This is a genomic window from Actinosynnema sp. CA-299493, from assembly GCF_050946825.1.
Taxonomy (GTDB): Bacteria; Actinomycetota; Actinomycetes; order Mycobacteriales; family Pseudonocardiaceae; genus Actinosynnema.
This window is the reverse complement of record NZ_CP191993.1, coordinates 3334591-3345293: the sequence shown is the minus strand read 5'-3', so window position 1 is coordinate 3345293 and position 10703 is coordinate 3334591. Positions and strand designations below refer to the sequence as shown.

At 71.9% G+C, this 10703-nt stretch carries 7 protein-coding genes; 2 read left to right on the top strand and 5 right to left on the bottom strand.

Features of this window, described 5'->3' with window-relative positions:
* Positions 1 to 4: 4 nt before the first annotated feature.
* The 5 genes from fabF to ACQPYE_RS15485 form a co-directional block, all read right to left on the bottom strand.
* Complete coding sequence (gene fabF / locus ACQPYE_RS15505) at positions 5 to 1255, bottom strand: beta-ketoacyl-ACP synthase II (protein WP_498721937.1); 1251 nt, start codon at positions 1253 to 1255, stop codon at positions 5 to 7.
* A gap of 26 nt (positions 1256 to 1281) precedes the next feature.
* Positions 1282 to 3024 (bottom strand): thiamine pyrophosphate-binding protein, encoded by a 1743-nt coding sequence (locus ACQPYE_RS15500; protein ID WP_498722920.1) that lies wholly within the window; start codon positions 3022 to 3024, stop codon positions 1282 to 1284.
* A 30-nt stretch (positions 3025 to 3054) separates the two neighbouring features.
* Complete coding sequence (locus ACQPYE_RS15495) at positions 3055 to 5745, bottom strand: aldehyde dehydrogenase family protein (protein ID WP_498721936.1); 2691 nt, start codon at positions 5743 to 5745, stop codon at positions 3055 to 3057.
* Positions 5746 to 6846: 1101 nt separating this feature from the next.
* Complete coding sequence (locus ACQPYE_RS15490; RefSeq protein ID WP_498721934.1) at positions 6847 to 7185, bottom strand: DUF4342 domain-containing protein; 339 nt, start codon at positions 7183 to 7185, stop codon at positions 6847 to 6849.
* A gap of 41 nt (positions 7186 to 7226) precedes the next feature.
* The gene (locus tag ACQPYE_RS15485) at positions 7227 to 8198 is read right to left on the bottom strand and encodes a magnesium transporter CorA family protein (protein ID WP_498721932.1); all 972 of its coding nucleotides are present in this window, start codon (positions 8196 to 8198) and stop codon (positions 7227 to 7229) included.
* A 237-nt stretch (positions 8199 to 8435) separates the two neighbouring features.
* Here ACQPYE_RS15485 and ACQPYE_RS15480 point away from each other — a divergent pair, with 237 nt between their 5' ends.
* On the top strand, positions 8436 to 8873 hold the full coding sequence (locus ACQPYE_RS15480; protein WP_498721930.1) for a hypothetical protein: 438 nt from the start codon (positions 8436 to 8438) through the stop codon (positions 8871 to 8873).
* Positions 8874 to 9181: 308 nt separating this feature from the next.
* Positions 9182 to 10447 (top strand): LacI family DNA-binding transcriptional regulator, encoded by a 1266-nt coding sequence (locus ACQPYE_RS15475; RefSeq protein ID WP_498721928.1) that lies wholly within the window; start codon positions 9182 to 9184, stop codon positions 10445 to 10447.
* The last annotated feature ends 256 nt before the right edge of the window (positions 10448 to 10703 follow it).

The following is a 10703-nucleotide window of genomic DNA, read 5'->3' as shown; positions in this document are numbered from 1 at the left end:
GGTCCTAGCCCTGCCACCGGCGCAGCACGACCACGGCGTTGTGACCGCCGAAGCCGAAGGAATTGCTCATGACCACGTCCACGTCGTGCGCCTGCGCCTCGTGGGCGACGAAGTTGACCGCGCGGTCGATCGGCCGGTGGCAGTTGATCGTCGGCGGCACGAGCCCGCGGTTGATCGCCATCGCGCCGACGATCGCCTCCACCGCGCCCGCCGCCCCGATCATGTGACCGGTCATGGACTTCGTGGAGCTGATCGGGACGCGCTCGGCGTGCTCGCCGAACACCGCGCGGATCGAGTCCAGCTCGGACTGGTCGTTGAACACGGTGCTGGTGCCGTGCGCGTTGACGTAGCCGACGTCCTCGGGCGTGAGGCCCGCGTCGGCCAACGCGCCGCGCATGGCGGCCCGCGCGCCCCGGCCCTCGGGGTGCGGCGCGGTCCAGTGGTGCGCGTCGGACGTGGCGGCGTAGCCCGCGACCTCGGCCAGGATCGTCGCGCCGCGCGCCAGCGCGTGCTCCTCGGACTCCAGCACGACGATCCCGGACCCGGAGGCCATCACGAACCCGTCGCGGTCCTCGTCGAACGGCCGGCACGCCTCGGCTGGCGCGTCGGTGCGGGTGGACAGGGCCTTGGCGTTGCCGCTGCCCGCCATGTCCACGCGGGTGAGGATGTTCTCCGCGCCGCCCGCGATCACCGCGTCGACCACGCCGTAGCGCACCCAGCGGGCCGCTTCGCCGATGGCGTCGGTGCCGGTCGCGCACGCGCTGCTCACCGCCCGGGTCGGCCCGGTGACGCCGAACGCCAGGCTGATCTCGCCCGCCGCGCTGTCGATGGCGCCGGTGATGGGCGCGAACGGGCTGACCGCGCGCGGCCCCTTCGCGTTGAGCGCCACCACGTGCTCGCCGAGCGAGTGCATGGGCCCGTAGCCGCTGCCGATGAGCGCGCCCACGCGGTGGGCGTTGTCCTCGGTGATCTCCAGCTTCGCCGTGCCGACGGCCTCGGCCGCGGCGGCGAACGCGTACTGCGCGTAGGGGTCCATGCGGCGCAGCTGCTTGTGGTTCAGGTACTTCTTCGGCTCGAAGCCCTTCACCTCGCCCGCCAGGTCGGTGGGCAGGTCGGAGGCGTCGATGACGGTCACGTTCCCGATGCCGCTGCGCCCGGCCACCAGCGCGTCCCACGTCTCGTCGGCGGTGAGGCCGACCGGGGACACCACGCCCCAGCCGGTGATGACGACCCGCCTGCCGTGCCGTTCAGCCATGTGCTGCTCCTCGCTTGGAGTCGTGATCAGTCGGCGACCGGGAAGGCGCCGCCGAGCTCGTGGTCGGCGAACAGCGCGTCTTCCAGGCGTGTGGGGACGTTGAGGACGACGACCTCGCCCTCCCGCGAGCGCCGCCACGCGTCGGCGACGTCGGCGTGCAACGACTCCTTGGTGACGGTCACCTGGTGCACGCCGCGCAGTCGCGGCGCACGGGCCGTGACGGCGTCCGGGTCCACGAACGCCGTGCCCGCCAGGCCCTCGTTGTGCGGGCCGAGCTGGGAGTGCAGCCAGCCGTAGCCGCCGTTGCGCAGCACCACGTACAGCAGCCCGGAGCCGAGGGCCGCGGCCGTCGGCAGGTCGGCGTCGAACAGGCCGAACGCGCCGTCGCCGACGAAGGCCACCACCGGCCGGTCGCCGGACGCGGCCTTCACGCCGATCGCCGCCGCCGCGCCGAACCCGAGGCTGGTCTGCTCGGACGGCACGACCGAGCCCGCGCCGTGCGCGCACTCGAACCGGGGGAAGCTGTAGGACCACATGTCCTGCAAGCCGTTCTCCTGCACCAGGACGCGGTCGGCGGGCAGCTCGGCGTCGAGCGCGGCCAGCACCTCCACGACGTGCAGGCCGGGCTTCGCGGCGAGGTCCGCCAGCTCGCGGCGGTGGTCGGCGCGCAGCCCGTGGTGCACCTCGTCCACCCGCTTGGACCACTCGACGGGCGCGTGGTCCACGACCTGCTCCAGCCACGCCGCGCACACGTCCGCGCCGTCGCCGAGCACGACCGGCCCGGCGTACTGGGTGGCCACGCCCGCCGGGTCCACGTTGACCTGCACCACCGGCACGGTCGTGCCGAGCGCGGCCGGCCAGCCGTAGGTCGCGGTCTCCTCCAGCCTGCTGCCGAGCACGACCACGCAGTCGGTCTCCGCCCACAGCGCCTTGGCGCGGTCCGACGCGTACAGGCCGGCCAGCCCGATGAACCGGACCGACGACTCGTCCACCACGCCGCGCCCGCTGGCCGTGCACGACAGGGCCGCACCGACGCGTTCGGCGAACCGCTCCACCACGCCGCCCGCGTCGCGGTGCCGCATCCCGCCGCCGACCAGCACGATCGGGCGGCGCGCGTGGCGCAGCACGTCCAGCGCGGCCGAGTCGCCGGACGCCGGGACCGACGCCGGCCGTTCGACGGGCGGCGCGGGCGGTGGCACGGGCACGTCCACCTTCAGCAGGTGGTCGGGCAGCTCCACGTACACCGGCCCGGTCGCGCCGGAGGTGGCCACCAGGACGGCGCGGCGCACGGCGGGCGCCACCCGGTCGGGGTGCTCGACCCGGGTCGCGGACTTCACCAGGGGCGCGACGACGGCCTGCTGGTCCAGCTCCTGGAACGCGCCGCTGCCCCGCCGCTCGGCCGCCGTGCCGCCGGAGAGCAGCAGCACGGGCGCGCCGGACGACGCCGCCTCCAGCAGGCCCGTCACGGTGTTGGTCACCGCCGGGCCCTTGCCGACGAGCGCGACGCCGAGCGAACCGGAGCGCAACGCGTAGCCCGTGGCCATGAACACGGCGTTGCGCTGGTCCCGGCACACGACCAGCCGGACACCGGCGGCGTGCAGCGCGCCGAGCGCGTCCAGGTCGTCGTCCGGCAGGCCGAACACGACCTCGACGTCCGCTTCGGCGAGCAGCCGGGCCGCCGCGTGCCAGGCGCCCCGGACGTGGTGGCCTGGGCGCTGCTCGCCCACGACGTGGATGGCCGGCACGTCGTCCGGGGTCGGCGGTTCCATCTCGATCACACCCATCTCCTTCGGCGGCCGTCAGGCCGTGCGGCCGGTGGCGTCGGACGCGGCCAGGCGGTCGGCGCCCAGGTGGTCCGCGACGGCCTTCGAGATCAGCAGCGGTTCGGCGTGGCGCTTGCGGCCCAGCGCGGCGTAGTTGGCGCGGATGCCCGTGCCGCCGAACGGCGCGTTGCCGTCCTCGATGTCGATCACGGTCTCGTCCACGCTGACCGTGTGCCGCCGGCGCAGCAGCTCGACGGTCTCGGGCAGGTCGCCGTAGACCGTGGCGGCCATGGCCCGCTCCTGGAAGTACTGGTGGTCGAGCATCTGGTGCAACCAGTCCGCCGAGGTGAACGGCACCACGTTGAAGATCGGCGCGAACAGCTCGGGCGGGGTGATCTTCGTGTCGGCGGGCCGGATCAGCACGGTGGGGCTGAGGTGGTCGTCGACGAAGTTGACCTCGCCGCCCGCCGCCAGGTGCTCGCGACCGGAGCGCAGGTAGTCCAGCGAGGCGTCGAACGCGTCGAGGTAGAACATGTGGCTGTAGTCGGCGTTCGGGTCGTCGAACCGGCCGTAGCGCAGGTTGTCCACCCGGCGGCACAGCAGGTTGCAGAACTGGGCGCTGATCGAGGTGTGCACGAACACCACGTCCGGGCCGAAGCAGTCCTGCCCGGAGTTCAGCATCCGCACGCGCAGCAGGCCGTCCACGGCCTTGGGGATGTCGGCGTCCGCGCCGACCACGAACGGGTTCACGCCCTGGCCGAAGTAGAGGAACAGCTGGTCGCGGCGCAGCCCGGCGCGGATCTTCTCGGCGTTGTTGAACGTGCCGGTGAACACCAGCACGTCCGAGCGCGCGCCCTCGCCCTCCAGGAACTCCCGCTGGTCGCCGTCGTCGAGCACGATCGGCAGGTGGTGCACGCCCGAGAGCAGCTCGTGCAGCTTGAGCAGCTGGTCGGAGATGCGCCGCGACGGCCGGAACACGACGCGTTCGCTGTAGAGGCTGGGGATCGCCAGGTACAGCACGTAGCTGTAGAGCGGGATGTTCGACGGCATCAGCACGCCGATCTGGCCGATCGCGGGCGGCCGGTACCGGGCGATCTCGGCCGCGGCGCCCTCCAGGGCGGCGATCGAGGCGTCGATCTCGCCGTACGCGGTCTTGTAGCTCATCACCTGCGTGAGCAGGGACATGACCTCGGTGCGGCGCTCCCGCAGCAGCTGGGCGAGGTCCGTGAGCCGGGCCAGCCGGTCGGGGAACGGGATGGCCGACGGGTCGGCGTCGCCGTGGCCCCGGGGGAAGACGCCCTTGACGCCTTCCAGGGCCACGGTCGAGGCGGCGATGTCGCGCAGCGCCTGGAGGTCGACCTTGCCGTTGCCGCCCAGCGGGAGCTCCTTGAGCACGACCACGCGGTTGGGCTGCTCGTGCGCGGCGACGAACCGGGACACCGCACGTTTCCAGTGCGCCACGGGCTGCCCGGTCGGGTCGGTGATCACGAACACGAGCTGGGTGCCGCGCTGCTCGTCCTCGACGGGGATCACCCGCACGGGCGCGCCGCACGCGCCGGCCTTCTCGGCGATGGCGTCGGGGTAGAGCGTGTGGCCGAAGCGGTGCACGGCGGACTTGCGGCCCAGCACGCGGAGCTGACCGGCGGGCGTGAGGTAACCGATGTCGCGGGTGTGGAACTCCTGCCGCTCGACCTCGCGGACGCGTCCGCCGGGTTCGAGCAGGCCGACCATGATGTCGGGGGTGCGGACCACGACCTCGCCGATCTCGCCCGGCGGCACGTGGTTGCCCAGCGGGTCGCGCACCTCCACCGAGACGCCGTCCAGCGGCGTGCCGCAGTAGGCCGGGTCCTCGGTCGAGGACAGCGCGATGTTGCCCGCCTCGCTGCTGCCGTAGCCGTCCAGGAGCGTGGCGTCGAAGCGGGTCTCGAAGCGGGCGCGCAGCTCGTCGCGCAGCGGTTCGCCGCCGACGCACCACATGCGCACCGAGCCGAGGTCGCGGGTGTCGCGGCGGTCCACGACGCGCAGCATCGTGTCATAGGTGGCGGGCACGGCGTCCACGACCGTCACGCGCTGCCGGGCGATCACGTCCAACGCCTGGTCGACGCGCCGGCTGGGGGCGATGACGAGCGTGGCGCGGGCGTTCCACCAGAGCAGCAGCATGGACAGCCCGTACTGGTGGGTGAACGGCAGCAGGGGCAGCAGCACGTCGGACTCGACGTAGCCCATGCGCGCTTGGGTGCGCTCGACGTTGCGCAGCACGGACGCGCCGGAGCGCACGACGCCCTTGGGCTTGCCGGAACTGCCGGAGCTCCAGACCACGAGCGCGTCGCGCCGACGACCCCACCGGTCGAAGGTCAGCTCGGGGGCCTCGGTCACCGGCAGGTCGCGCGCGGTCTTCACCAGGCCGTGCAGGTCGAGCAGGCCGGCCGCGATGCGGTCGAACGCGGGGTCGGCCTGGTCGGCGTCGGTGACGAACCAGCGGGCGCCGGAGTCGACCACGTGCTCGGCGGCCTGCGCGGGTGGCAGGCCCGGGTCGACCAGGCCGACCGAGACGCCCAGCTCCACCAGCGCGAACAGGAGCACCACGAAGTCGTCGGAGTTGCGCGCCGACAGCACGACCCGGTCGCCGTCGACGACCCCGCGTTCACGCAGCACGCCGATGAGCGCGTGGCAGCGCTCGGTGACGTGTGCCAGGGGTGTTTCCCCGCCGTGTTCGTTCACAAGCATGGCTCTGCCCTCGTTCCTCGTTCATCGGACACCCACCGGGGCGTTGACGCGGAATGGACCCGGTCCGGCGGCGCGCGAAAACCCCGTGCGGGAACGCATTCGCCAATACCGCCCGGACAGGCGTGGGCGGCTCACGAACCAGAACGTGAGCCGAGGCTTTCGGGGCACATTTCACCCGCGACCGCTCGCGGGGTGCCGGAAATTCGCGCGGGGGCGCTAGGAGAAGGGTCGCGCCGCACGTGGCGCACGCGTCGGACACGACACGTGCCACGGGTGCGACCGCTGCGCACGACTCGGCGTGGTGCCCGGTGGCGCGGTGTCGACCGCGCCACCCGAGTCACCGCCGGTAGTGCCCGACTCACGTTTGCCCGCCCCGCGCACCGCGTTCCCGAACAGTTCGGGAACGGCGGTGAACGGGCCCCTGGGACAGGAGATCGTATTCACTGCCGTTGTCCTCGTTGGAAGTTCGCGCGCGGCCGGCGGACCACGCGTCACGGTACTGCGCACCCCGCCCCAGTACTGAGGGGTGTGCCGTCACCTCCTTGATCTGCGCAGATCGTGGAGGTGACTGATCACCGAACGGGATCGTCAGCTTCTAACAAGCATCGAGCAGTTCCCGTTCATCAGCACCGACCACCTTGGCCAACAGGTCGGTCGATCACAATCAGCCGATTGGCGCAGCACGCTGACAAATCCGTCTCAAAACGTTGAACCAGAACGCTCTTCACATTGTCGGGCGCGGCAAACTAGCCAGACCTGGAAGGGGTGTCAAATCGAGCCGAACGGGCGGTTGAACGCCTTCGGACTTGCGGCACGTCCGAGTACCGTCGTAACATGGTGATATAGGTGCCGTATAGACGGCGCGATCGACGGTCACTCAGTCGATCTTCACGTTAACTCAGTCGACAGGTTCTCCGCGGAGTGCTGTGAACCGGCACGTCACCGATCGAGACGGCGCAGCCGGGCCGACCGGCCACCGACCTGCGCATCTCCGAAGCACGTGACCGAAAAGGACAGCGGAGCCGCGGCGACCCGGACGTGGAAAAGGGGTGGCCGGCACGCGGCCGGCCACCCCTCCCCGGTTCGCCTACCCGGCTGTCCTCAGCCCTTCGCCGGCGGCACGCCGTCGGTCCCGGCCGCACTGTCGGTCGCGAGATCGGTGTCGGTCGCGAGATCGGTGCCGGTCTCGGCGGCGGTGGGCTCCGGGCGCTCCACGCCCACCGTCCACGGGCCGACGATGGCCGCGAACGCCGCCACCGCCGTCACCACCGGCGCGGCGACCGCGGCCACCACGCCGGCCGTCACCGGGATGTCCAGCACCGGTTCGCCCTTGTCGTTGCGCACGACCACCCGGCGCGTGTTGCCCTCGTGCACGAGCTGCCTGATCTTGTCCGTCAGCGCCTCGACACCCGGCGCCTGACGGTCACCCTGCTCCGTCATGTCGACCCCCTTCGCCGGCCATCCTCCCGCGTGCCGGTCGATCAGATCCAGTCGCGACGCTTGAACAGCCGGTACAGCCCGGCCGACAGCACCAGCATGGCGACCGTCGACGCCCAGAAGCCCCACACCCGGTCGAAGCCCGGGTAGGGCACGTTCTGGCCGTAGAAGCCGGTCACCGCGGTCGGCACGGCGATGATCGCGGCCCAGCCGGTCACCTTCTTCATGATCAGGTTGAGCCGGTTGCCCTGCAGGTTGAGCTGGATGTCGCGGATGGTCGCGACCATGTCCCGCAACGACTCCGTCCACTCCGACGCGCGCAGCACGTGGTCGTAGACGTCCTGGTAGTACGGCGTCATCCGGCGGTCCACCACGGCGTGCTCACGGCGCATCAGGGCGCCGAGCACGTCGCGCATCGGCAGCACGACCCGGCGCAGCGTCACCAGGGACTTGCGCATCGCCAACGCCCGCCGCTGCGTGTCGGGGTCGTTCGGCAGCTCGGCGAACACCAGGTCCTCCAGGCCCTCGATGTGGTCGTCCAGCGCCTGCACCGCGTCGAAGTGGCTGTCCACCACGACGTCCAGCAGCCCGTGCAGCAGGAACCCGACGCCGCTCCCGGCCAGGTCCGACGACTCGTCCCACCGCCTGGTCAGCGCGTCGACGTCGAACCGCTCGTCGTTGCGGACCGTGATCAACGCCCGCGCCGTCACGAACGCCGACAGCTCCGCCGTCGTCAACCGGCCCGACGCCTCGTCCAAGGTCACCGCGTACGCGTTCACGAGCAGGTACGTGTCGTACTGGTGCAGCTTGGGCCGCTCGTGGGCCTCCAGGGCGTCTTCCACGGACGTCTCGTGCAGGCCCAGTTCACCCGCGATGACCGCCAGGTCCGACTCGGCCGGGCCGCACAGGTCGAGCCAGACGACGGCGCTCTCGTCCCGGAGCAACCGGGGCAGGTCGGCGACCGGGAAGTCCTCTTCCGCGAGCGCGCCGTCGCGGTACAGGCGGTTTCGTGGCACCCGACCCACAGTAGCGACGGACGTCCCCGGCCGCGGGTGCGACAGCGGGTGCCGGAAGACACGACCGCGCCGTGCGCCCGGTCGCCCGTGGCCGGCCGAACCGGTGGTCGCGCCCTGCGCCGCGCTCTGCCCCTCCCGGACCGCCATCGTGTCCAGGGTGGGCGCTTAGCGACTTGTTAGCGCTCCCGGTGATGCTCGGGACCGGAACTGGAAGTCCGAGAACACAGGGGGAAGCACATGATCGGAATTCGACGCGTGGTCGCGGCCGTCGCACTGGCCCTGAGCCTGGGTGCGGTGGTCGGCGTCCCGGCCGCGTCCGCCGAGACCGAGGCCGCCTGGGCCGAGGACTACTTCGCGGTGTGCGTGCCCCAAGTCGACGACTGCGAGGGCTACACCCTCGGCTGGATCACCTGGAGCAACCGGAGCGCGAACATCACCGGCACGGTGGTCAACGATCTCCCGGGCGGGTACGTGACGGCCATCTTCGAGGCGTACGCCGGTACGACCAAGATCGACAGCGACACCCGGACGGTGTACAACGGCCCGCGCGACTTCCCGATCACCCTGGGCGATCCCGACAGGGTGGGCGGGTTCGACCGGACCAAGGTCACGGTCTGCTGGAACACCACCAACGCCAGGGTGTGCAGCGCGCCGCAGAACCACTGGCGGGACTGACCCCGTCGCAGTGATGCCCGACCGCCGTCCGGACGCCACCCGGCGCTCCGGACGGCGGTCGCGCGGCGTCGACGAGCCAGGCCCGCAACGACTCGTCAGGCAGGACGGGTCCAGCCCGGAGAGGTCCTCGTCGCCCACGCGTAGCCGAAGTCAGGAGCCACGGTCCAGTCCACCCGGTACTCGCGATCGCACGCAACCAGCGAATCGGACGACGCACCCGACACCAGCTAAACACAGGTGCGGAGAAGTCGGTTTCGTGGAGCTAGTCATCGGTCGCCGTGGAGCTATCTTTGCGGTACCGTGGCTCCATGGGAACCCCCGGTGCACGGCGGCAGGCGCGTGGCGAGGTCGAACGGCTGCCGAGCGGGTCGTTGCGGGTGCGGGTGTACGCCGGGGTCGACCCGGGCTCGGGCAAGCGGCGGTACCTGACCGAGACGGTGCCCGCCGGGCCCGCGGCCGACCGGGAGGCGGAGGCGGTCCGGACCCGGCTGCTCGACCAGGTGGACGCGGTGCGCAACCCGCGGGCGGAAGAGCGGCCGGGCGCGCTCGCGGACGTGCGACCGCGTGGGCGCAAGCGCGGCGAGCTGACCGTGGCGGCCGTCGCACGGCTGGCCGGCGTGTCCGCGCCGACGGTGTCGAAGGTGCTCAACGGGCGGACGGGCGTGGCGGCGACGACGCGGCGGCGGGTGGAGGCGGCGCTGCGGGAGCACGGCTACCGGCGGCCGGAGGCGGTCGTGCGGTCGCCGAACGTGGAGGTCGTCTTCTTCGGCATGCAGAGCTACCTGGCGGTCGAGGTCATGCACGGCGTCGAGCGGGTCGCGGGCGCGCACCGGCTGGCCGTGGGCTTCACCGACGCCGCGCGCCAGTCCGCGACCGGCCGGTCGTGGGCGCACGACCTGCTGTCACGTCAGCCGTGCGGCGTGGTCGTCGTCCACCTGGGCTTCACCAGTGAGCAGCACGCCCTGCTGGCCACGAGCGGCATCCCGCTGGTGGCCCTGGACCCGACGGGCGAGCCGGAGCACTCGGTGCCGTCGGTCGGCGCGGCCAACTGGAGCGGGGGCATCGCGGCGGCCCGGCACCTGCTCTCCCTCGGTCACGAGCGGATCGCGGTCATCGCCGGTCCGGCCGACCGGATGTGCGCGCGGGCCAGGCTCGGCGGCATCCGGGCGGCGATGGCCGAGCACGGCGTGCCCCTGGACGAGCGGCTGGTGCGCGTCGGGCAGTGGTTCGCCTTCGAGGAGGGCTACCACCACGCCCGCGAGCTGCTGCGGCTGCCCGACCCGCCCACCGCCGTGCTGTGCGGCAACGACCTGCAGGCGCTCGGCGTCTACGAAGCGGCCCGGCAGGCGGGCCTGCGCATCCCCGAGGACCTCAGCGTGGTCGGCTTCGACGACATACCGGCCGTGCGCTGGTGCGGACCGCCGATGACGACCGTGCGGCAGCCGATGGTCGAGATGGGCGCCGCCGCCGCGGAGCTGGTGCTGACCCTGGCCGCCGGCCGGACGCCCGCCCAGAGCCGGGTCGAGCTGGCCACCACCCTCGTCGTCCGCGAGAGCACCGCGCCGCCGAAGTGAGTCCACCCCCTCGGCATCCGCACTGTGCCGAACGAGTGAGCGAACGAAGCGTTTCCAGAATTATTCGAAAGCTTTCGATTTCTCGGACCCGCTGCCTGACCCGCCTCGCGAAAAATAGTCGAGCTCACCGCGAATTTCTCCGTCCCTACGGGTTTGCCGTCGAACGCACGAGCTTCTATTCCGTAAAAAATGTATGTTGAGACAGCTCGTGCGAGAGGGGCCGGACGGGGGTATCAGGCCGCTCACGAGCAGGTCA

Excerpts from the sequence above, each read along its gene's own strand:
- ACQPYE_RS15500 (WP_498722920.1), bottom strand. The coding sequence starts at position 3,024 with ATGGAACCGCCGACCCCGGACGACGTGCCGGCCATCCACGTCGTGGGC.
- ACQPYE_RS15495 (WP_498721936.1), bottom strand. The coding sequence starts at position 5,745 with ATGCTTGTGAACGAACACGGCGGGGAAACACCCCTGGCACACGTCACC.
- ACQPYE_RS15475 (WP_498721928.1), top strand. The coding sequence starts at position 9,182 with ATGGGAACCCCCGGTGCACGGCGGCAGGCGCGTGGCGAGGTCGAACGG.
- ACQPYE_RS15490 (WP_498721934.1), bottom strand. The coding sequence starts at position 7,185 with ATGACGGAGCAGGGTGACCGTCAGGCGCCGGGTGTCGAGGCGCTGACG.
- ACQPYE_RS15480 (WP_498721930.1), top strand. The coding sequence starts at position 8,436 with ATGATCGGAATTCGACGCGTGGTCGCGGCCGTCGCACTGGCCCTGAGC.
- fabF (WP_498721937.1), bottom strand. The coding sequence starts at position 1,255 with ATGGCTGAACGGCACGGCAGGCGGGTCGTCATCACCGGCTGGGGCGTG.